18 protein-coding genes are annotated in these 22,397 nt (G+C 61.6%); 5 read left to right on the top strand and 13 right to left on the bottom strand.

Going from position 1 to position 22,397, the window contains the following annotated elements:
• Positions 1–65: 65 nt before the first annotated feature.
• Complete coding sequence (gene lexA, locus ACX82Z_RS07835) at positions 66–770, bottom strand: transcriptional repressor LexA (RefSeq protein WP_459587810.1); 705 nt, start codon at positions 768–770, stop codon at positions 66–68.
• A 104-nt stretch (positions 771–874) separates the two neighbouring features.
• On the opposite strand from lexA, the gene ACX82Z_RS07830 reads away from it, so the two are divergent.
• Positions 875–1,234 carry a DUF423 domain-containing protein gene (locus tag ACX82Z_RS07830; RefSeq protein WP_459587808.1) on the top strand — a complete coding sequence of 120 codons (360 nt, stop codon included), beginning with the start codon at positions 875–877 and terminating at the stop codon, positions 1,232–1,234.
• On the opposite strand, the gene recG is transcribed toward ACX82Z_RS07830, so the two are convergent.
• Positions 1,212–3,320 carry an ATP-dependent DNA helicase RecG gene (gene recG / locus ACX82Z_RS07825; RefSeq protein ID WP_459587806.1) on the bottom strand — a complete coding sequence of 703 codons (2,109 nt, stop codon included), beginning with the start codon at positions 3,318–3,320 and terminating at the stop codon, positions 1,212–1,214. The two genes, ACX82Z_RS07830 and recG, sit on opposite strands and share 23 nt — an antisense overlap.
• 89 nt (positions 3,321–3,409) lie before the next feature.
• Between recG and ACX82Z_RS07820 the strand changes: the two genes are divergently transcribed.
• Together ACX82Z_RS07820 and mfd are read left to right on the top strand one after the other, a co-directional pair.
• Positions 3,410–3,697, top strand: coding sequence for an FAD assembly factor SdhE (locus ACX82Z_RS07820; RefSeq protein WP_459587804.1), 288 nt, complete (start codon positions 3,410–3,412; stop codon positions 3,695–3,697).
• A 7-nt stretch (positions 3,698–3,704) separates the two neighbouring features.
• Positions 3,705–7,199, top strand: coding sequence for a transcription-repair coupling factor (gene mfd, locus ACX82Z_RS07815; protein ID WP_459587802.1), 3,495 nt, complete (start codon positions 3,705–3,707; stop codon positions 7,197–7,199).
• Between the two features lie 336 nt (positions 7,200–7,535).
• Here mfd and rpmG read toward each other — a convergent pair whose 3' ends face one another.
• The 6 genes from rpmG to topA all read right to left on the bottom strand — a co-directional run bounded on the left by rpmG (position 7,536) and on the right by topA (position 15,159).
• Entirely contained in the window at positions 7,536–7,703 is a 168-nt protein-coding gene (gene rpmG, locus ACX82Z_RS07810; protein WP_459587800.1) for a 50S ribosomal protein L33, read from the bottom strand.
• Between the two features lie 102 nt (positions 7,704–7,805).
• Positions 7,806–8,987, bottom strand: coding sequence for an MFS transporter (locus ACX82Z_RS07805; protein ID WP_459587798.1), 1,182 nt, complete (start codon positions 8,985–8,987; stop codon positions 7,806–7,808).
• A 6-nt stretch (positions 8,988–8,993) separates the two neighbouring features.
• Entirely contained in the window at positions 8,994–9,734 is a 741-nt protein-coding gene (locus ACX82Z_RS07800; protein ID WP_459587796.1) for an NUDIX hydrolase, read from the bottom strand.
• Positions 9,735–9,757: 23 nt separating this feature from the next.
• Positions 9,758–10,186 (bottom strand): DUF983 domain-containing protein, encoded by a 429-nt coding sequence (locus tag ACX82Z_RS07795; RefSeq protein WP_459587794.1) that lies wholly within the window; start codon positions 10,184–10,186, stop codon positions 9,758–9,760.
• A complete protein-coding gene (gene rnr, locus ACX82Z_RS07790; RefSeq protein ID WP_459587792.1) occupies positions 10,183–12,498 on the bottom strand; it encodes a ribonuclease R in 2,316 nt (771 codons plus the stop codon). The genes ACX82Z_RS07795 and rnr overlap by 4 nt, the downstream gene beginning before the upstream one ends.
• 3 nt (positions 12,499–12,501) lie before the next feature.
• On the bottom strand, positions 12,502–15,159 hold the full coding sequence (gene topA / locus ACX82Z_RS07785) for a type I DNA topoisomerase (protein WP_459587790.1): 2,658 nt from the start codon (positions 15,157–15,159) through the stop codon (positions 12,502–12,504).
• Between the two features lie 275 nt (positions 15,160–15,434).
• Between topA and ACX82Z_RS07780 the strand changes: the two genes are divergently transcribed.
• Positions 15,435–15,635, top strand: a complete 201-nt coding sequence (locus tag ACX82Z_RS07780) for a hypothetical protein (RefSeq protein ID WP_459587788.1) — start codon at positions 15,435–15,437, stop codon at positions 15,633–15,635.
• Here ACX82Z_RS07780 and dprA read toward each other — a convergent pair.
• Genes dprA through ACX82Z_RS07760 form a run of 4 tightly spaced genes read right to left on the bottom strand, consistent with a single transcriptional unit; the run spans position 15,597 to position 19,602 of the window.
• A complete protein-coding gene (gene dprA / locus ACX82Z_RS07775; protein ID WP_459587786.1) occupies positions 15,597–16,742 on the bottom strand; it encodes a DNA-processing protein DprA in 1,146 nt (381 codons plus the stop codon). The genes ACX82Z_RS07780 and dprA overlap by 39 nt on opposite strands.
• Positions 16,739–17,320, bottom strand: coding sequence for a glycerol-3-phosphate 1-O-acyltransferase PlsY (gene plsY / locus ACX82Z_RS07770; RefSeq protein WP_459587784.1), 582 nt, complete (start codon positions 17,318–17,320; stop codon positions 16,739–16,741). The genes dprA and plsY overlap by 4 nt, the downstream gene beginning before the upstream one ends.
• 48 nt (positions 17,321–17,368) lie before the next feature.
• Positions 17,369–18,658 carry a dihydroorotase gene (locus ACX82Z_RS07765; RefSeq protein WP_459587782.1) on the bottom strand — a complete coding sequence of 430 codons (1,290 nt, stop codon included), beginning with the start codon at positions 18,656–18,658 and terminating at the stop codon, positions 17,369–17,371.
• Positions 18,655–19,602, bottom strand: coding sequence for an aspartate carbamoyltransferase catalytic subunit (locus tag ACX82Z_RS07760; RefSeq protein ID WP_459587780.1), 948 nt, complete (start codon positions 19,600–19,602; stop codon positions 18,655–18,657). Before ACX82Z_RS07760 ends, ACX82Z_RS07765 begins: the two co-directional genes overlap by 4 nt.
• A gap of 156 nt (positions 19,603–19,758) precedes the next feature.
• Here ACX82Z_RS07760 and ACX82Z_RS07755 point away from each other — a divergent pair, with 156 nt between their 5' ends.
• The gene (locus ACX82Z_RS07755; protein WP_459587779.1) at positions 19,759–21,387 is read left to right on the top strand and encodes an acyl-CoA dehydrogenase family protein; all 1,629 of its coding nucleotides are present in this window, start codon (positions 19,759–19,761) and stop codon (positions 21,385–21,387) included.
• Here the strand turns inward: ACX82Z_RS07755 and ACX82Z_RS07750 are convergent.
• Positions 21,369–22,307 (bottom strand): AEC family transporter, encoded by a 939-nt coding sequence (locus tag ACX82Z_RS07750; protein WP_459587777.1) that lies wholly within the window; start codon positions 22,305–22,307, stop codon positions 21,369–21,371. The genes ACX82Z_RS07755 and ACX82Z_RS07750 overlap by 19 nt on opposite strands.
• Positions 22,308–22,397: the final 90 nt, after the last annotated feature.

Here is a 22,397-nt window from a genome sequence, read left to right as displayed (position 1 = left end):
ACACCGGCTTCCTTCTCGATAACCTCGCTCGCCCTGTGTCAACCCAGGTCGTATCAGCTTCCAGTTCAGTATTTCCGGATCAGCCCGACCAGCTTGCCCTGCACCTTCACACGGTCCGAGCCGTAGATCTTGGTCTCATAGGCCGGATTGGCGGCCTCGAGTGCAATCGACGCGCCTTTGCGGCGAAAGCGTTTGAGCGTCGCTTCCTGATCGTCGACGAGTGCGACCACGATTTCGCCTGGCGTCGCGGATTGGCCCGAGCGGATGATAACTGTGTCACCATCAAGGATACCGGCCTCGACCATTGAATCGCCGTGAACTTCCAGCGCGTAATGCTCGCCACCCGTCAGCATGTCTGGCGGGACGGTAACGGCGCGTGTTGCGTGCTGGATGGCGTCGATCGGCACACCTGCCGCGATCCGCCCCATGACTGGAACCTCGATGGGACCGCGGGTCGCGGGCTGTAGCGGCTGTCGTTCCGGCTTCGCCGCAGGCTTATCCGAGAGGCTGCCCTGAATGACGCTCGGTTGAAAGCGTTTCGGAGGCTGAGAAATCGACTCCGGCAGCTTGATAACTTCCAGGGCGCGCGCCCGGTTTGGCATGCGGCGCAAGAAGCCTCGCTCCTCAAGAGCGGTGATCAGCCGGTGAATGCCGGATTTTGAAGCCAACCCCAGCGCTTCCTTCATTTCGTCGAAGGAGGGCGGCACACCGCTCTCCTTGAGGCGCTGATGGATGAAGAGAAGGAGTTCGTGTTGCTTGCGCGTCAGCATGGCTGGCCTTAAAAGGAATCGTTAAAACAAAACCAGAACAAACCTACCTGTTCCAGTTGTGTTCTGCAAGAGTCACGACGAAATTGCATGAATCAGGGGCTGAAATGATTGAACCGGGGCGGATTCTCTTCGCAATAGGGGCGCTGTTCGGTGCAAGCGGCGTGGCCTTATCGGCGGTTGCAGCGCATCGCACAGGTGGCGATCTCGGCACGGCCGCGTCGTTCCTGCTTATCCATGCACCGGCCCTGCTGGTGGTATCGGCGGGGTGGTTCGGTCGATGGCAGATCGCGGGCGGCTGGACGATCGTTGCCGGCATTCTCTTATTTTGCGGCGATCTTGTCGCGCGCTCGTTCCTCGAAACGCGGCTTTTCCCGATGGCCGCTCCGGCAGGTGGCCTACTCCTGATCGCGGGCTGGCTGCTCGTGGCGCTTTCGGCATTCCTCAACCGGCGCGAATCAACCTGATCGCGTCGTCGCGGCCAAACAGATAGAGAAGCGTGCGGATTGCCTTGCCACGCGGACCGGTAAGGTCAGGGTCGCGGTCGAGCAAAAGGCGTGCGTCGTCGCGTGCGATGGCGAGAAGATCGGCGTGGTGTTCGAGCCGTGCAAGCTGGAAACCCGGCGTGCCGGACTGGCGCGTGCCGAGCAATTCGCCTTCGCCGCGCAGTTTCAAATCCTCTTCGGCGATGCGGAACCCGTCTTCGGTGTCGCGCATGACCGAAAGGCGCTGCTTCGCGATCTCGCCGAGCGGAGATTGATAGAGAAGCACGCAACTCGAAGCCGCATCGCCGCGCCCGACCCGTCCGCGCAACTGGTGCAGTTGCGCAAGGCCGAACCTTTCGGCGTGTTCGATGACGATAATGGTGGCGTCCGGCACGTCGACGCCGACCTCGATGACAGTCGTTCCAACGAGAATACGGGTGCGTCCGGCTTTAAAATCGGCCATCGCCTCGTCTTTCGCCGCGCCCGACATGCGGCCGTGAACCAGCCCGACATCGGAGCCGAAAATCTCGGCCAGCGCTTTATGCCGGTCGGCGGCGGACATCACGTCCATGCCTTCGGCTTCCTCCACGAGTGGGCAGATCCAGTAGATTTTCTGGCCTTCGCTCACTGCACGTCGAATGCGTTCGATCAGGTCCGACAGGCGTTCGAGAGGTAGCGTGACGGTCTGGATCGGCTGACGCCCGGCAGGCTTTTCGTCGAGGCGCGAGACATCCATGTCTCCGAACGCAGTCAGCACCAGCGTGCGCGGGATCGGAGTCGCTGTCATGACGAGAATGTCGACTGCCGCGCCTTTCGCGCCGATGGCAAGCCGCTGATGAACGCCGAAGCGGTGCTGCTCGTCGATCACCGCGAGCGCGAGGTCGCGGAAGGCCACCGCGTCCTGGAAGATCGCGTGCGTGCCGATGACGATATCGATGGACCCGTCGGCGATGGCGGCCAGCGTCTGCGCCCGTTCACGACCCTTTTCCCGGCCAGTCAGGATGGCGGCAGTGAGGCCGGCTTTCTCGGCCAAAGGAGCAATTGTCGAAAAATGCTGACGCGCGAGAATTTCGGTCGGAGCCATCAGCGCTGATTGCGCACCTGCCTCGGCGGCGCGCGCCATCGCCATCAGGGCGACCACCGTTTTTCCGGAGCCGACATCGCCCTGAAGCAAGCGCAGCATCCGGTCGGGCTGGGCAAGATCGGCCTCGATCTCACGAACCGAGCGTTCCTGCGCGCCGGTCAGGCCATAGGGCAGGGCGGCTCGCACCGCCTCGCCGCGCGACCCGTCGCCAGTCAGCTTGCGTCCTGCTAGTTTGCGCATCCGCATGCGCACCATCGCGAGCGCGACCTGTCCGGCAAGGAGCTCGTCATAGGCGAGACGCCGCCATGCCGGGCTTGTCGATTCGCAGTCGGCCGCGTTTTCGGGTCGATGCAGTTCGACAAGCGCCTCGCCGAATGTCGGGAATCGGTGACGGTCGAGGACGGACGCATCCTGCCATTCGGGCAGAGCGGGAAGGCGTTCGAGCGCGGACGAAATCGCCTTGCGCAGGAGCTTGGCCGAAAGTCCCGCCGTCATCGGATAGACGGGCTCGATCAAGGGCAGGGAGGCGGCATCTTCCTTGGCGACGATATGATCGGGATGGACCATGGACGGGCGGCCATTGAACCACTCGACCTTGCCCGAGACGACGATCTCGCTTCCCTCGGGCATCAGCTTTTCCAGCCATTGGCCTTTGGCGTGGAAAAAGGTCAGCGCGATCTCGCCCGTCTCATCGAATGCGAAGACACGGTAGGGCACCGAGCCACGTCCGCGCGGTGGAGGCTGATGACGGTCGACGGTCAGGTTGAGTGTGACGATGGAGCCTTCGCCGGACTGCGCTATGCCGGGGCGTCGCGTCCGGTCGATCACCGCATAGGGCGGCACGAAGAGAATATCGGCGGCGCGCAAATCACGGCCCGTCGTGTCGGCTGTCACGATGCGACGCATGAGGTCAGCCGTCTTCTCGCCGATGCCGACGAGCGAGGTGACAGGCGCGAAAAGAGGATCAAGTTCGGTGGGACGCATGGTGCGATACTATCGACGCGGTTCGAACGCGCAAAGGCTGACATCGGCCCTGTCAGACGCTATATGCGCGGGCCAACCGGATTTTCCCCATGTCAGACATCACCTTTCGCAACGACCCGCTCGAAATCCGCAAGCGCAAGGCGCGCTTTCGCGCCTGGCATCGCGGCACGCGCGAGGCTGATCTGGTCGTCGGCGGCTTTGCGGATCGGGAACTGCCAAGCCTTGCAAACGCCGAACTCGAACTGTTCGAATCGCTCCTCGGCGAGGCCGACGCGGATATCGTCAAATGGGTGACCGGCGAACTGAATGTGCCGGCTCATCAGGACAATGCGGTCGTGCGCCGGATGATCGACCAGGCCCGCAGCCTTGCGAACTGACAGAGCCATGACACTTCTCAATCCCATCCATCTGCCCGCGAAGATTTCGGGCGAGCCGGTCATCGTAGACGGCGTGTCGGACGGTTACGAGGCGTTCGCGATTGCGGCGATTGCGGCGGCACAAGACGGACCGATCGTTTTCCTCGCGCGCGACGGACAGAAGATTCCCGCGCTCGCCGACGTGTTGCGCTTCGCCATGCCCGGCCTGCCGGTTCTGGAACTTCCGGCCTGGGATTGCCTGCCTTACGACCGCGTCTCGCCCGGCTCGGACACGGTTGCGCGCCGTCTCGATGCGATGGCGTCGATTGCTGCGCTGCGCGACAAGCAGCATCGTGCAGTCGTCCTCGTCAGCGCGAATGCTGTGCTCCAGAAGATGCCGCCGCTCGATTTCGTGGCAGCGCAAACTCTCATCGCCCGGCCGGGTAATCAGGTCGATATGAAAGACCTTTCTGCGCGGCTCGAAACGAGCGGTTTCGAGCGCGTAGCGACCGTACGGGATGTCGGAGAATACGCCGTGCGCGGCGGCATTCTCGATCTGCTCGCGCCCGGAGCGGACGAAGCCCTTCGACTCGACTTTTTCGGCGATACGCTGGAATCGATCCGCGCCTTCGATCCGGCGTCGCAGCGCACGACCGGCCAACGCAAGGAAATGCGTCTTCAGCCGATGAGCGAGATTGCTCTGACGCCTGAAACGATCAGCCGGTTTCGCCGCAATTATATCGAGCTTTTCGGCGCGCCATCCCGCGAAGATGCGCTTTACGCTTCGATCAGCGAGGGCAAGCGCTTTGCGGGCATGGAACACTGGCTGCCGCTGTTCTTCGAAAAGGTCGAAACGATCTTCGACTATCTGCCGGACGCGCCAATTGTGTTCGACCATCTATCGAAAGAAGCGCTTTCGGAACGCCACGCGCTGATCCTCGATCACTACGAATCGCGAAAACGGCAATCCGCCGGCAGCGTCGGCGAGGCGGTGCCCTATAAACCGGTGCCGCCCGCGCGGCTTTATCTTTCCGACGAAGATGTAAAGGACGCCGCAACCGACCGCACGGCGCTTGAACTGACCCCGTTTGCCGCGCCCGAGATCGAGCGCCGTCGCATCATCCATGCAGGAGCCGAATCCGGACGCAACTTTGCGGAAGAACGCGCCGATCCATCGATCAACGTGTTCGAACGCGCGGCGCGCTACATCGCCGACATGCGCGCGGCCAAACGCAAGGTCGTCGTTGCCGGCTGGACCGAAGGCTCGGCAGACCGGCTTGCCCAGATTCTGGGCGAACATGAGTTGGAAGGTATTGCGCCAGTCACCTCGCTCGACGAGGTGGAAAAACTCGATGCCGCGAAGGTCGCGCTGGCTGTCCTGCCCCTGGAGACGGGCTTCCAGACAGAAAAGCTGATCGTTCTCGCCGAACAGGATATTCTCGGCGATCGGCTCGTCCGTCGCGCGAAGAAGCGCAAGAAAGCGTCTGACTTCATTGCGGAAGTCGCTGCGCTGAACGCCGGGGACGTCGTTGTGCATGCCGACCATGGCATCGGGCGCTTCGTAGGTCTTCAGACGATTACGGCAGCAGGCGCACCGCACGACTGTCTCGAACTGCGCTATGCAGGCGATGACCGCCTGTTCCTGCCGGTCGAGAATATCGAGCTTCTGTCGCGCTATGGCGCGGAAGGCTCGGAAGCGAGCCTAGACAAGCTCGGCGGTGGAGCCTGGCAGGCGCGTAAGGCCAAGCTGAAAAAACGTCTGCTTGATATGGCTGGCGACCTGATCCGCATTGCGGCGGAACGCACCATGCGGCCCGCGCCGGTGATGATGCCGCCAGAAGGCGTTTATGGCGAATTCGCCGCACGCTTTCCTTACGAAGAAACGGACGACCAGCAAAACGCCATCGACGCCGTCATGGACGATCTTTCGCGCGGGCGGCCGATGGACCGGCTGATTTGCGGCGATGTCGGCTTCGGCAAGACGGAGGTAGCGCTGCGCGCTGCCTTTATCGCGGCGCTCGAAGGCTTTCAGGTCGCTGTCGTCGTGCCGACGACGCTTCTGGCGCGCCAGCATTTCAAGACGTTCTCCCAACGCTTCGCCGGCTTGCCCGTGAAGGTTCGGCAGGCCTCGCGACTGGTCGGTGCCAAGGAACTGGCCGAGACGAAGAAGGGTCTGACGGACGGAACGATCGATATCGTCATCGGTACGCACGCGCTGCTCGGTTCCGCCGTGTCGTTCAAGAATCTCGGCCTTCTGATCGTCGATGAGGAGCAGCATTTCGGTGTCAAGCATAAGGAGCGGCTGAAAGATCTGAAAACGGACGTCCATGTGTTGACGCTGTCGGCGACGCCGATCCCACGCACGCTGCAACTGGCGTTGACGGGCGTGCGCGAACTCTCGCTGATCACCACGCCACCGGTCGACCGCATGGCGGTTCGCACCTTCGTCTCGCCCTTCGATCCGCTGGTCATTCGCGAGACGCTTTTGCGCGAGCGCTATCGTGGCGGGCAAAGTTTCTATGTCGTGCCGCGCATTTCCGATCTTGCCGAGATCAAGGAATTTCTGGACAGCCAGGTCCCGGAACTGAAAGTAGCGACGGCGAACGGCCAGATGCCGGCCGGCGAACTCGACGACATCATGAACGCCTTCTATGACGGGCAGTATGACGTGCTCCTGTCGACGACGATCGTGGAATCGGGCCTCGATATCCCGACGGCGAACACACTGATCGTACACCGCGCCGACATGTTCGGGCTGGCGCAGCTTTACCAGATCCGTGGACGCGTCGGCCGCTCCAAATCGCGCGCCTATGCCTTGCTGACGCTGCCCGCCAAGAAGATGCTGACGCAGCAGGCAGACCGGCGACTGAAAGTTCTGCAATCGCTCGACACGCTTGGTGCCGGCTTTCAGCTTGCCAGCCACGATCTCGATATTCGCGGCGCGGGTAATCTGCTCGGCGACCAGCAGTCCGGCCATATCAAGGAGGTCGGCTTCGAGCTTTACCAGCAGATGCTGGAAGAGGCCGTTTCGGAGGTGCAGGGCGTGTCGGAAGCCGATTCGGGCGAATGGTCGCCGCAGATCGCGGTCGGAACCGCCGTCATGATCCCGGAAGGATACGTGCCTGACCTGCAATTGCGTATGGCACTTTATCGTCGCCTTGGCGAACTGGACACGCCACAGGAAATCGATGGTTTCGGTGCCGAACTGATCGATCGATTCGGCCCGCTGCCGCAGGAGGTCGAGCACCTGATGAAGATCGTCTTCATCAAGGGGCTGTGCAAGCGCGCCAATGTCGAGAGACTCGATGCGGGACCGAAGGGCATCGTCATCCAGTTTCGCAACAAGAGCTTTCCCGAGCCGACCGGGCTCGTTCGTTATATCGGCGAGCAGGGCGTTGCGGCAAAGATCAGGCCGGACCAGTCCATCGTTCTGGTGCGTGACTGGCCGACACCTGCAAAGCGGCTGCAAGGCGCTGCGGTTGTGATGACGCAACTGGCCAAGATCGCTGCCGAGGCAGCGTAGAATAAAAGTCTAGATTGGCTGTGAGCGGGGCAGAAGCGGTCTAAAGGCACGTTTACCCTAATTCGCGTTAGTCGCGATCAGGGTTAAGAAACTATTGATTTTCGATTAACCGTGCGCAACTGTAGCGGAACAGGGCAGCAGACGCCCTGCCGAGTTACCTCATGATGCTCAGGTCCGCCGCATCTCCTGGGTCCGTGAGGTCGGCTGACCGGCGCTGGTGATCTCAGTGGCCTCCTCGTACCACTTTGCCAACGCCGGTCGGCCTCTTACCCAACACCAGAAATGCAAAACGCCGCCCGAAGGCGGCGCTTGATGAAAGATCGAAAGCGAGAACGCTTACTTGATCTTCGTCTCCTTGAACTCGACGTGCTTGCGCACGACCGGGTCGTACTTACGCTTCACCATCTTTTCCGTCATCGTGCGGCTGTTCTTGGTCGTCACGTAGAAGGTGCCGGTATCGGCAGTCGACAGAAGCTTGATCTTGATGGTCGTAGCTTTGGCCATTTTCGTCGTCCGTTTTTAAAATGATATGTTGCCGCATACGAACGGGAGCCAGGCCCGGTGGCGGAAAACTTGGCGCGAGACATACTCTATACCGGTCGATTGTCAACCCCGCACAGGCCGCGATCCGAGTCGCATGAAGCCGAGCGCAAGATATCCGGCAAAAAAGACCATGATTGCGTAGCCGAAACCGTTCGGGCCGAAAAGATCCATCCCGATACCGATCGCCTGCGGACCGGCAAGCATCCCGATTCCATAGCAAAGAACGAAGGCTGCGTTTGCCGAGGCGAGATCGCGGCCGGACAGGCGCGAGCCCAGATGGGCGAGGCCGACGGTGTAAAGCCCCGCCACGACGCCGCCCCACAGAAAGAGAAGCCCGGCGGTCAGATACCAGTCATGCGCGGCGAAGGGCAGGAGGAACATCCCTACTAGGCCGATCGCGGCGCACGCTATGAGCAGATGGCGCCGGTCGCCGATCCGGTCGCTCAAAAGCCCGAGCGGTATCTGCATCATGACGTTGCCGAGCCCCACAGCCGTCAGCAGCAGAGCGGCTTCTGCCTCGGTGTAGCCGATGCGTGTGCCGTAGACCGGGAACAGGGCGAAGCCGCCAGTTTCGACCGCGCCAAAGACGAGGACTGCGCCCGTCGCCATCGGAACGAGCCAGATATAGCCGATGAAACGCGTACCCGTCGGTTGCGCATCGAGGCGCGGGCTTTCCTTCAGCGCGGCCAGCACGGGGATGGTGGCTAGCATGACGATGGCGAAGGTGATGCCGAATGGCAGGAACCCTTGGCTGCCGACCTGCGAGAAAAGCCATGGGCCGAAGGCGAAGCCGAGCGAGAGCACCGTCGCATAAACGCCGAGGATGAGACCGCGCTTTGCGGGCGGTGCCGATGTGGCGATCCAGAATTCGGAAAGGATGAAAACAATGGTGATCGCGAAGTGCAAGATCGCGCGCAGGGGAAACCACATCCAGAAATGCGGCAGGAAATAAAAGCCGGTGAAGGCACACGCGCCGACAACGATCATCGCGAGCATTGTCAGGCCCGTCCCGAAGCGCGCGGCGAGCGGCGTGGCGCAGGGTGCCGCCGCGATGGAAGCGAGGCCGGCGACCGCCGTATTGAGGCCGATCATGGTCGCCGAATGACCGCGACTTTCCAGAATGACGCTTAAAAGCGGTACGCCGAGGCCAATGGCGATGCCGACCACGCTGATCGCCGCAATGGCTGCCGAAACCGACAGCCAGCGGATCGTCTCGTCACCGGAGCCGGGAAGGGCGGTATGCATGGAGACCTACAGGATTTCGCGCTGAAAACGGTTGTTGCGCAGGTAATAGAAGGGCACTTCGCCGCCGGGCTTCAGCTCAGGATCGGCGGCAAGACGCTTTTCCAGATCTCCAAGAACCGTGCGGGTGATCGTGGGGATGTCGGCTTCCTTGGCCTCGCCGATCGACAGCCAGACGAGTTCCTCGAGTTCCTTCGTCGGACCGCCGTTCTCCAGTTCGAGTGCGACCTCATCCTTCCAGACCGAAAGGAAGCGCGTATCGAACCGGCGCACGCGGCCGGGCGGCGTTATTGCGCGGGCGACGAAACGCATACCGGCCAGCGATGGCTGGATGCCGTGCTCGGCAAAGCCCTGCCAGTCCGACTTCTTCGTGGTGAACGGACCGCGGCGGCCGATCAGCAGCCCGGCTTCCTCATAGGTCTCGCGTATAGCCGACAGCGCGATGGCGCGGGCACGTGCGGCGGTAGCCCGGCTTCCCGTACCTATCAGCTTGACCTCTTCCGCGGGATCGAGCGGGGAAACGGCCTCGATGCGGCTGTCGCTCGGATCGGTGCGCCCGCCCGGAAAAACGAATTTGCCCGGCATGAATGCGTGCTTGCGGCTGCGCCGGCCCATCAATACACGCACCTCGCCGCCCAGACGGTCGAGCAGGATCAACGTCGCAGCGTCCCTCGGTCGCTTCGGTCCGGTGCCGAGCGCGAAATCCTTGTTCTCGGCCTTGTCGATCTGACCGCGCGTCCACCCTTCCAAAGCCGATCCTCCCAAAAACGGAGCTAAAGCTCCGGATGCGATTCCAGTTCGTCCTTTTCGCCGCCGAAGCCATGCATGCGCAAGGCCCATTGCAGGCCGATGACAGCGCCCTTGACAGGCTGGAGCAGCGCGACGGACGACATTATGGTGAGCGGCACCCATATCGCCAGATGCTGCCACAGGCCAAGGCCACTCGTCATTTCGACGCCCATGAAGCCGCCAACGACGATGTGACCGACGATCATGATAACGAGATAGGCGGGCAGGTCGTCGGCTCGATGATGGTGAAATTCCTCATTGCAGACCGAGCAGGACGGAGTGGTCTTAAGGAACTTGCCGAAAAGCTTACCTTCGCCGCAATTGGGGCAGCGGCACAAAAAACCACGCCACATGGACCGAATGAGCGGTCGGTCGCCTTGCGCCGCGACGCCGCCATACTGGATTTCGCTCATCGTCTGCTCCTGCTCGATCCGCGCCCGCCACCGCGCGGTTGCTGCGCCCGCCGCCGACCCTTGGTCTTGTGAAGCGAATTGCGCGAGCCGGAAATCGGCGTCGGATCACTCATCATCGCGAAGCGCAGACTGCCAGCCATCGGCGCGATCTCGACGAGCTTCACCTCGACGGTGTCGGCGAGACGGTAGCCCTTTCGGGTACGGTCGCCGATCAGCGCGCGCCCCGCTTCGTCGTAGATATAATAGTCATTGCCGAGTGTTGACACCGGCACGAAGCCATCTGCGCCAAATTGCGGCAGTTGCACGAAAAGACCGGCCTTGGTGACCCCGGAAATCCTGCCTGTGAACGTTTCTTCGAGACGGGTCGCCAGATGGCCGGCGATCAGCCGGTCGACCGTGTCGCGTTCTGCCGCCATCGCGCGCCGTTCCGTCGCGGAAATTAGCGCGGAAATCTCTTCCAGCCTTTCTTCCTCGCCTTGCGTGAGGCCGTCCTTACCAAGGCCGAGCGCCGAAATCAGTGCACGGTGGACGATAAGGTCGGCATAGCGGCGGATCGGGGAGGTGAAATGCGCGTAGCGGCGCAAATTTAGCCCGAAATGCCCGGCATTGTCCTTCGAGTAGATCGCCTGGCTTTGGCTTCGCAGAACGACCTCGTTGACGAGTTCGTCATGTTCGCTGCCCTCGACGGCCTTCAGGATGCCGTTGAACTGGGAGGGCCGCATGTTGGAACCACGCGCCAGCGACAGACCCACGGTGGCGAGAAACTCGCGCAGCGATTCCTGCTTCGCCATCGAGGGCTCGTCGTGGACACGGTAGATCAATGGCTGGCGCTTCGCCTCGAGCGTTTCGGCGGCGGCGACGTTCGCCTGAATCATAAACTCTTCGATGAGCTTATGAGCGTCGAGCCTGTCGGGAACGATGACGCGGTCAACGGTACCGTCATCCTTCAGCACGATCTTGCGCTCCGGTAGATCGAGTTCCAGCGGTTGGCGATGGTCGCGGCCGCGTTTCAGGACGCGATAACCTTCCCACAGCGGTTTCAGGACGTCGTCGAGATACGGCGCGGCTTTGTCGTCCGGTACGCCGTCGATCGCCGCCTGTGCCTGTTGGTAGGACAGTTTGACATGGCTGCGCATCATAATGCGATGGAAGCTGTGCCGGATTTTCCGGCCTTCGGCGCTAAAGGTCATGCGCACGGCAAGGGCAGGGCGGTCTTCGCCTTCGCGCAGTGAACACAGATCGTTGGAAATGCGTTCGGGCAGCATCGGCACGACCCGATCCGGAAAATAGACCGAATTTCCGCGCTTCAGCGCCTCCCGGTCCAGTTCGGAGCCGGTTCGCACATAGGCGGCGACATCGGCGATCGCGACGGTTGCGACGATCCCTCCGGGATTGGCCTCGTCATCGTCCGCAACCGCGTATACGGCGTCGTCATGGTCTTTCGCGTCGGCCGGATCGATGGTGATCAGCGGCAGGTCGCGCCAGTCCTCGCGCCCATCGAGCGTCGCCGGGCGGCACGCTTCCGATTCGGCGATCACGACATCGGGAAAGACATGCGGAATGTCGTGGCTATGAATGGCGATCATCGAGACCGCCTTCTCACTCGTCAGCGAACCGACGACCTCGACGATCTTGCCCTTCGGCAAGCCGTAACGCGCATGGCGCAGTGGCGCTACCTCGACGAGATCGCCCGGCTTGGCGCCGTTCAGATCGTCCTCGTCGATGATAAGTTCGGGCTGCCGCCGCTCGACCGGCTCCATGCGAAACCCGCCGTCGGCGACGTGGCGCAGAACGCCGAGCACCGCGTCACGCTGCTTGTCGAAAATCTTGACGACGCGCGCCGTATAGGCCGCCCCGCCTTTGTCTTCGTTTGGGAAAGTCTTGGCCAGAACGCGGTCGCCGATACCCGGTGCAGGTCCCTTGCCCTGGCGCTGAGTGCGGATCGCGACCATCGGCGATGCGCCCAGATGGGCGGGCCACTCCGCAGGGCGCGCGATCAAAAGGCCATCAGCGTCGCGGCTGATGACATCGAGCACGACCATATGCGGCAGATCGCCTGGACGTTTAAGCTTCTTGTCCTTCTTTTCCAGAAGCCCGTCGTCCTGAAGATCGCGCAGCATGTCCTTCAGCCATGTGCGATCATCGCCCTTGAGGCGAAACGCCTTGGCGATCTCGCGCTTTCCGGCAGCGTCCGGATTGTCGGAAATGAAAGTCAGGATCTGCTCGCGGCTGGGCCGGAAATCGCCGGATACGGTCGAGCCCGGATCTTTAACGGGGCTCGCCGACTTTCGCCCGGAGATTTTTCGCGCCAAGTCCTAGTCCTTCGTCTTCTTGGCAGCAGGCTTCTTTGCGGCCGCCTTCTTCTTGGGTGCCGACTTGGTTTCACCATCCGCCTTGGCGGCTTTTGCTTTCGCCTTCGGGGCAGCCTTCTTTTTCGCGGTCTTGCCGCCGCCCTTCGCCGCTTTTTCCGCAATCATCGCCAACGCTTCCTCGACCGTCACGGTCTCGGGCGCCTTGCCCTTCGGCAATGTCGCGTTGATCTTGCCCCAGTTCACGTAAGGCCCGTACCGACCGTCACGAACGGTGATCTTGCCGCCTTCGTCGGGGTGGTCTCCAAGTTCCTTCAATGCGGTGGCAGCGGCGCGTCCGCCGCCATTGGCAAAGCGCGACTTCTTTTCTGCGATGACCGTGACGGCGCGATTGATGCCGATCGAGAACACATCCTCAATGGATTCCAGATTCGCGTAGCTCCCATCGTGAAGGACGAATGGTCCGTAACGTCCAAGCCCGGCCGAGATCATCTTGCCGGATTCAGGATGCTTGCCGACATCGCGTGGCAGCGAAAGCAGAGCCAGCGCCTTTTCGTGATCGATATCCTCGACCTTCCAGCCCTTAGGCAGGCTGGAGCGCTTGGCTTCCTTGCCTTCACCGCGCTGGACGTAAGGACCGAAGCGACCGCTCTTCAGGACGATTTCCTCATTGGTGTAAGGATCGGTGCCGAGCGACTTGTCGCCGTCTATTGCCGCCCCGTCACCGTCTCCGGCGGGACCGTCAAGCTGACGGGTAAACCCGCACTCGGGATAGTTCGAGCAGCCGACGAACGCGCCGAACTTGCCAAGCTTCAGCGAAAGCTGGCCGTTGCCGCATTTGGGGCAGATGCGCGGATCGCTGCCGTCCTCGCGCGGCGGGAAGGCGATCGGTGCGAGTTCCTCGTTGAGCGCATCCAGAACTTCGGTGACGCGCAACTCCTTGATGTCGTCGACATGGCCGGAGAAATCGCGCCAGAAGTCGCGCAGCACGTCTTTCCAGGCGAGCTTGCCGTCCGAAATCTGATCGAGCTTTTCCTCAAGGCTCGCCGTGAAATCATATTCGACGTAGCGCTCGAAGAAGCTTTCGAGAAACGAGGTGACAAGCCGGCCCTTGGATTGCGGAACCAGCTTGCGTTTCTCGTTGGTTATGTAGTCGCGATCCTCCAGCGTCTTCAGCGTCGCCGCATAGGTCGACGGGCGGCCGATGCCGAGCTCTTCCATCTTCTTGATGAGCGAGGCTTCCGAATAACGCGGTGGCGGTTCGGTCGAGTGCTGGGTGGCGTTGATCGCGTGGCGCGAAAGGCTCTCGTTCGCGCCGATCTGCGGCAGGCGTTTTTCGTCGTCGTCGCCTTCAGGCGCGTCTTCATCCTTCTGCTCGGTATAAGCGGCGATGAATCCATCGAAGCGGATGACCGAACCGACGGCGCGTAAGCCGGCCGTCTTCGCGCCGTTTGCCGCCTCGATCTCGACTGTCGTTCGCTCGATTTCGGCGGGCACCATCTGGCTGGCGATGGCACGCTTCCAGATCATCTCGTAAAGGCGCGCCTGATCGGCATCGAGATATTTGCGAACCTGATCGGGCGTGCGCCAGAAGTCGGTAGGCCGGATCGCCTCGTGCGCTTCCTGTGCGTTCTTGGCCTTGGTCGAGTAGAAACGGGGCTTTTCAGGCCGGTAACGATCACCGAAACCCTTGCCGATCTGCTCGCGGGCAGCAGCGATCGCCTCCGGCGCCATCTGGACGCCGTCGGTTCGCATATAGGTGATGAGGCCGGTCGTTTCGCCGCCGATGTCGATGCCTTCGTAAAGGCGCTGCGCGACCTGCATTGTGCGCGAGGCCGAAAAGCCGAGACGCGACGACGCGGCCTGCTGCAGAGTCGAAGTGGTGAAGGGCGGTGCGGGATTACGCTTTGTTGGCTTAGCCTCGACCGACGCGACCTTGAACGACGCGCCGTCGAGCATCGACTTGATCTCTTCGGCACGTTCCTTGTTGCCGATGTCGAGCTTTGCCAGCTTCTTCCCGTCATAGGCGGTCAGGCGCGCTTCGAAGCGATCCTTGCGCTCGGTGTCGAGGAGGGCGGCGATCTGCCAGTATTCTTCACGAACGAACCGCTCGATCTCGGATTCGCGGTCGCAAACGAGCCGCAGCGCGACCGACTGAACGCGACCGGCCGAACGCGCCCCGGGAAGCTTGCGCCAGAGCACGGGAGAAAGCGTGAACCCCACGAGATAGTCGAGCGCACGTCGCGCCAGATAAGCATCAACCAGCGGTGTATCGATTTCGCGCGGGTTGGCCATGGCGTCCGTCACGGCCTGCTTGGTGATCGCGTTGAAAACAACCCGCTTGACTGGCTTGTCCTTGATGGCCTTCTTCTGACGCAGGACCTCCAGTACGTGCCAGGAAATCGCCTCGCCTTCGCGATCCGGATCGGTCGCAAGGATCAGGCTGTCGGCTTCTTTCATCGCCTTGGCGATGTCACCGAGCCTCTTCGAGGACGGCGAGTCGACTTCCCACGACATGGCGAAGTCCTCATCCGGCCTCACCGAACCGTCCTTGGCCGGCAAATCGCGGACATGGCCGAACGAGGCCAGCACCTTATAGCGCGAGCCCAGATACTTGTTGATGGTCTTTGCCTTGGCGGGGGATTCGACGACGACGACGTCCATGTTTTCGGGAAATCTCCTAGCCGCGGACAGCAATGCGGCCTCTCGCTAATATTGGAATGCGTGGCCCGTCACATGGCGGCGCGGCGCGTCTTGGTCAAGGGAAAAGCGTAACACCTCGCATTGGGCATAGCTGAAATACACGCATTGGTTGTGATAATTTGAAGTTGCAATCTCCTCGTTGCCGATCCATTCTCGATTTATCAGAAGTTGTGACGCGGAATCGAACTGCAACCCATAAAATGCAGTTCCGACGCCGTAACGTCGAGGGAGTGGGAATGCGGCAGGCACTTAACCGGAACGTAGAGACGCTTGAATTCATGCACTCCATGTTGGGCCAGCTGCGTCGCATGGCGGAGAATGAGCGTTACGAAGTTCTGGCCTACATGATCGAAATGGCCTGCATAGAAGCCGACGACATCATGCGGCAGGAAAGTGACTCATCCATCCGAAGCGACAAGGGAGACAGCGCCGCCTGAATGGCGTTCAAGTCGTCCGGCAAGATCGAGTTCAAGCAAAAGAACCGAGACTGTGCGGGACGGCAATCCGGTATGTCGGACGATTTCGTCAAGCGACACTGGCACCGGTCCAAGCGCGTGCATCACGGCATGCTGGGCATCGACGGGGGGCTCGTCGTCCGACGCCTCCTCCGTAGGCATGATGACACTCGCATCCGGCTCACGGAACGATGGCTGTGGCGCCCTTTCGATCATCGGCTTCAGTTGTTCGATCACATCTTCAGCAGACAAGGTCAGCACTGCGCCGTCCTTCAGCAGACCGTTCGAGCCGGCAGCGCGCGGATCGAGTGGCGATCCCGGAACGGCGAAAACCTGACGACCGAGATCGCCGGCAAGTCGCGCGCTTATGAGCGAGCCTGAACGCTGTGCGGCCTCGACAACCACGAGCCCGAGCCCAAGTCCGGCAATCAAGCGATTGCGGCGCGGAAAGTCCCGCGCACGCGGCTCCCAGCCGAACGGCATTTCCGTGATCACAGCACCTTCCCGCGCGATCTTGCCGACGAGTTCCAGATTTTCGGGCGGATAGGGCTTATCAAGACCGCCGGCCAGAACAGCGATCGTGCCGGTTTCGAGACTTGCCCAATGCGCGGCCGCGTCAATACCGCGCGCGAGCCCTGAAACGACCGTGAAATCGGCGCGTCCTAAATCGGCGGCGAGTTGCCGCGCCATCTTCGCGCCGGATGCCGAAGCATTGCGCGCGCCGACGATCGATACGGCCGGTGCTTTGAAGACATCGTCGCGCCCAATGACGGTCACCAGCGGAGGCGGAACGTCCATATGGCGCAGCATGGGTGGATAGTCAGGTTCGCCGATGGCCACGATCCGTCCGCCGAACCGTGTCACGCGATCGAGTTCGGCTTCGGCCTCGGCACGCGTTGCGACACGGATCTTTCGCTTGCCGCCACGTGCCGCAAGACCGGGCACGGCGTCGAGTGCAGCATTGGCCGATCCGTATCGGTTGATCAGGTCACGAAAGGTCGATGGGCCGACATTGTCCGAACGAAGAAGCCGCAGCCAGTTCAGCCGCTGCGCATCAGAAAGCCTGAGCGGAGCAGCTGGCGCGTTCATCCTTTCGAACCAATACGGCTTTCCGTTCCCGATATCAGTCGGCTGATATTCGCCCGGTGCTTGGCAAAGACGATCAGGCTCATGATCGAAAAGGCGATGGCCGCGTCACCGAACCCAAGCATCAAAAGCGTGATAGGCACTGCAACGCAGGCAATCAGCGCCGAAAGCGATGAATAGCGGGTGAGATATGCCGTTGCGATCCAGATGATGGCGAATACGAGTGAAGCGAGGCCAGAAATCGCAAGCAGAATACCGAGATAGGTCGCAACGCCCTTGCCGCCCTTGAAGCCCAGCCAGACGGGAAAGAGATGGCCCAAAAATGCGCTGAAACCGGCGATGATGCCGAGGCCGACCCCATACTGGTTGGCGATGACGACTGCGGCTGTGCCTTTCAGCGCATCGAGAAGAAGGGTCGCGGCAGCAAGCTTCTTGTTGCCTGTTCGCAGAACGTTCGTCGCGCCGATATTGCCCGATCCGATCGATCGCACGTCGCCCAGCCCAGCGAGACGGGTCAGAACAAGACCGAAGGGGATCGATCCAAGAAGGTAGCCGAAAAGAAGGGCAGCAATAAAAATCATCGATTGTCCATGCGCGCGGCTAAATCTGAAGGGGCGGACTCCCCGGAATCATTCATGCGCGAAGACTGTTCGGCCTGCAACCAGCGTACGCATCACGCAGCCCTGCAATCGTGCGCCTTCAAAAGAGGTATTCTTCGAAAGCGAGACGATTTCGGCCTCATTGACCACCCACGGTGCGTCGAGATCGACAATTGCAATATCCGCCGATGCACCGGCGCGCAACGTACCGCCTTCTATTCCGAAGCGTTTCGCAGGGTTCGTTGACAGCACCTCGACGAGGCGCATCAGCCCAACATCGCCATTGTGGTGCAGCCGCAGCGCGACGGCGAGCAGCGTTTCGAGGCCGATCGCCCCGCTCGCAGCTTCCGCGAAAGGAAGGCGCTTGGTGTCGACGTCCTGCGGGTCATGCGCCGACGTGACGATGTCGATCGTCCCGTCACGCAGCGCCTCGATCATGGCGAGCCGGTCGTCTTCGGCGCGCAAGGGTGGCGACAGACGGAAGAAGGTGCGGTACTCGCCGATATCGTTTTCGTTCAGTGCCAGATTGTTGATCGAAATACCAGCGGTGACGTTCGCGCCGTCATCCTTGGCGCGGCGGATCGCGCGGGCCGACATAGCGGCCGAAATTCTGGCGGCGTGGTAGAGACCGCCGGTCAACCGCGCAAGCATCAGGTCGCGCTCGAGCGGAATGGCTTCCGCTTCGCGCGGACTTCCGGGCAGGCCGAGCCAGCTTGCAAAAAGGCCTTCATTCATCACGCCCGACGAGGCGAGGTCCCGATCCTGCGTCGCATGCGCGATCACCGCGCCAAAATCGCGCGCATAGGTGAGGGCGCGGCGCATGACGAGCGCGTTGTGGATGGTCTCGCGTCCCTCTGTGAAGAACGCCGCGCCGGCCTGCTTCAAAAGGCCGAACTCGGTCATTTCGACGCCGTGCAAACCCTTCGTGACCGCTCCCGTCGGCACGATATTGACGCTCGCTGTGTCGCGAGCCGTGCGCAGCACGAACTCGACCAGCGACACATCGTCGATCACGGGATCAGTGTCGGGCATCATGGCGATGGTCGTGACGCCGCCCGCTGCCGCTGCTGCACTCGCTGACGCGATGGTCTCACGGTGTTCCGCGCCAGGTTCGCCGATATGAACGCTCGTATCGATCAGGCCGGGGATGATCGTCAGACCCGCGCAATCGACGATTGCCGCTCCATCGGGCGTACCTTGATTGAGCGCGGACGCGCCCGCTTCGGCGATCTTTCCATCGAGAATGACGACGGTGCCGGTCTCGTCGAGGCTGCGCGACGGATCGATGATCCGTCCGCCCTTGAGAATGATCGGCTTCAAAAGTTTTTTCCTTCGAGCAGCGCTTCCATGACGGCCATGCGCACCGCGACCCCCATCTCGACCTGTTCCTGAATAACGCTTTGCGGGCCGTCGGCAATGGCCGACGCGATCTCGACGCCGCGGTTCATCGGGCCGGGATGCATGACGAGCGCATCGGTTTTCGCATGGGCGAGCTTGGCTTGGTCGAGGCCGTGATAGCGGAAATACTCCCGCACGGACGGCACGAACGCGCCGGCCATGCGCTCGCGCTGAAGGCGTAGCATCATGACAACGTCGGCACCCGAGACAGCGTCTTCCAGCCGCGCGAAGCGCTCGACGCCCATTTGTTCGATGCCGCTCGGCAAAAGCGTCGACGGTGCGGCGACCCGCACCCGCGCACCGAGCGCGTTCAAGAGCACGATGTTGGATCGGGCAACACGACTGTGCAGGACATCGCCGCAGATCGCGACGGTCAGTCCTGCGATTCGTCCCTTTGTGCGGCGGATGGTGAGTGCGTCGAGCAGTGCCTGCGTCGGATGCTCGTGCGCGCCGTCGCCCGCATTGACGACCGCGCAGCCGACCTTCTGCGCCAAAAGCGCGGCCGCGCCCGCAGCCGAGTGCCGGATGATAAGAATATCCGGTCGCATGGCGTTGAGCGTCATCGCCGTGTCGATCAGCGTCTCGCCCTTTTTCACGGACGAACTTGCGACGGACATGTTCATCACGTCTGCGCCGAGCCTTTTGCCGGCCAATTCGAACGAAGCTTGCGTGCGCGTCGACGCTTCGAAGAAAAGGTTGATCTGCGTTCGCCCGCGCAATGTCGCGCGCTTCTTGTCGGCACCGCGCGAAATGGCGACGGCCGCTTCGGCGCGGTCGAGCAAGTTTTCAATATCGAGAGGCGACAGCCCCTTGATGCCAAGCAGATGGCGATGAGGGTAGGGCGGGAAGGGCGCTTGCGCTGTCATGTCAGGCGCTTCCTATAGGCAAGCTGCGCGCGCCCCGCAAGCGAGTGCCGTCTCACGACAAATTTCCTCCCCGGGATTTTCATCGACGGGGCGGGCGTGCTTTGATCGGATGAAGCGCCTGAGACGGCGGATTCGAGGATTCGGGAAGGACGACAAGTGAACCACGAGGTTACGAACCAGACGCCGCCTATCGCGGGATCGAACGCCTGGCGCTCCGACCCGCTCCTGATGCAGCTTGGCGAAAGCTTTTCCGACACGGCGCGCAAGGATCTCGACCTTCTCGGCAAATTCGTTCGCAATGGCGAGGCGCTTGACCTCGCTCGCCTCGCCAATACCGAAATGCCTAAACTGCGTACGCACGACCGGCAGGGGCGGCGGCTCGATCAGGTCGAGTTTCATCCAGCTTACCACGCCCTGATGCGCCGCTCGGTCTCGCTCGGCATTCATTCGTCGATCTGGGAAAATAACGAATCGGAGAAAGGCAAGCGCCATCAGGTGCGAGCCGCCCGCTTTCACATGACTGCCGGGTTGGAATGCGGCCATCTTTGCCCGATCACCATGACGAGTGCGGCGCTTGCGGCGCTGATGGCAAGCCCGAAGCTTTTCCGCGAATGGGCACCACGCGTCACGACTCGCAAATACGACCAGGCTTCGAAACCGCCCGTGGAAAAGACCGGCCTGACGATCGGCATGGGCATGACCGAGAAGCAGGGCGGCACGGATGTACGGACCAACACGACGAAGGCCGAGCGCGTGGGAACGGGCTTTTATCGGCTGACCGGCCACAAATGGTTCATGTCCGCGCCGATGAGCGATGCGTTTCTGGTTCTGGCTCTGGCACCCGAGGGGCTTTCCTGTTTCCTCGTCCCGCGTGTGCTCAGTGATGGTTCCGCCAACGGACTGGAATTTCAGCGCCTGAAAGACAAACTCGGCAACCGCTCGAACGCTTCGTCCGAGGTCGAGTTCAACGGAGCGATCGGCGAGATTGTCGGCGAGCCGGGCGCGGGTATCAAAACCATCATGGATATGGTGACGCTGACGCGGCTTGACTGCGCGCTCGGCAATTCTGGCATCATGCGAGCCGGGCTGGCCGAGGCAGTGCATCATACGCGCCACCGCCATGTGTTCGGTGCGCCTTTGATCGATCAGCCGTTGATGCAGCGCGTGCTTGCGGACATGGCGCTGGACGTGGCGGCCGCGACCGCGCTTTCGCTGCGGCTTGCCCGCGCTTTCGACGAGGCAGCGAACGACCGCACGGAGGCGGCTTTCGCCCGCGCTATGACCCCGGTCGTCAAATACTGGACCTGCAAGATCGCACCGGCATTGCTCTACGAGGCGATGGAATGCCTCGGCGGCAACGGCTATGTCGAGGAAGGAACGCTTGCGCGGCAGTATCGCGAAGTGCCGGTCAATGCGATCTGGGAGGGCTCGGGCAACGTGATGGCGCTCGATGTCCTGCGCGTGCTTCGCCACGGTGTCGGCCCGTTCGAGGACGTTCTGGCATCGATAGAAAAGGAACTGGGCGCGAGTGGTCCCGGCACGACGCAGGTTCTGCGCGCTGCGATGGACGTTGCCATCAATGACGAGGGTTCGGCGCGCATCCTTACCGAACAGCTTGCGCTTGCGGCAGCGGCAGCGGAACTGCGCCGGCTGGGCGCAGGACAGATCGCCGACGCCTTCGCCGAAACGCGCCTCGGCGGCCAGTGGCGCACCACTTACGGAATGCTCGACGCCAGATACGACGCGCGCATGATCGTAGATTCCCTTTATCCCGAGCTCAACTGAGCGGTCACGGCGAGGACGAGAGGGATCGTCAGGAAAGACAACGCCGTCTGGATGGTGGTCGACGCAGCATAGAGTTCTGCGTCACCGCCAAGCTGGCGCGCGAGAAAATAACCGTTCATCGCGGTCGGCACCGCTGCGCATAATGACAGATACAGCAATTGCTCGCCCTGAAGTCCCATCACCAGTCCGAACGCGACAAGAACCAGCGGAAAGAGCAGGAGTTTGATGGCGACCGGAAGCCAGATTGCGAAGCGCAGTGACGCCAGATCACCCACGCGCAGGCCAGCGCCGATGGTCAAAAGGCTCATGCCCAGCGCCGCGTTTGCCACAAGTCGCATGGTTTCGTTGACCGGTCCGTAGATGCCAAATGGCGTGGCCTTGATTGCAATGGCCAGCGCGCAGGCGACAATCAACGGATTTATGAGAACGGATATACCGATCCGCCGCCAGTTGACCTCGGCGCTGGCGAAGCGCGTGACCACGATTACGGACATGATGTTGAGCGGAATGATGATGACCGCCATGACGAGCGCAACCACCGCCGATCCCTCCGGCGGAAAAAGTTCCTGCGCGATCGCCAGTGCCATGAAGCCGTTCCACCGCAATGCGGTTTGAAAAACGGATGAATACTCGCTCTTTTTGACAAGCCCTGTTTTTCTCAGAACAGGCCACATGCCGCCGACCACCACCGTCATAAACGCCAGCGTCATCAAAAGCGCGACGAGCATGCTGTCGATTTCGAGACTGGAGAAATCGGCGTTGTAGATCGAACTAAAGAGGAGCGCCGGATAGAGAATCCAGTAGGATATCTGTTCGAGGCCCGGCCACACCTGCTGGTCGATGATCGGTGTACGGCGCAGGACCATCCCAAGCGCTATGAGCAGAAAGATGGGCAGCGTGCTTTCGAATATCGCGATCATGGAGCTGGGAAACCGGAAATTGTCGGCGCAGGAAGGATTAAGAGGCAAGGCCATCTGCCATAGCGCTCGGTTGCCGATAGATAAACCGTC

This window comes from Aliihoeflea sp. PC F10.4 (assembly GCF_054612275.1).
This window is presented reverse-complemented; position numbering and strand designations above follow the sequence as displayed.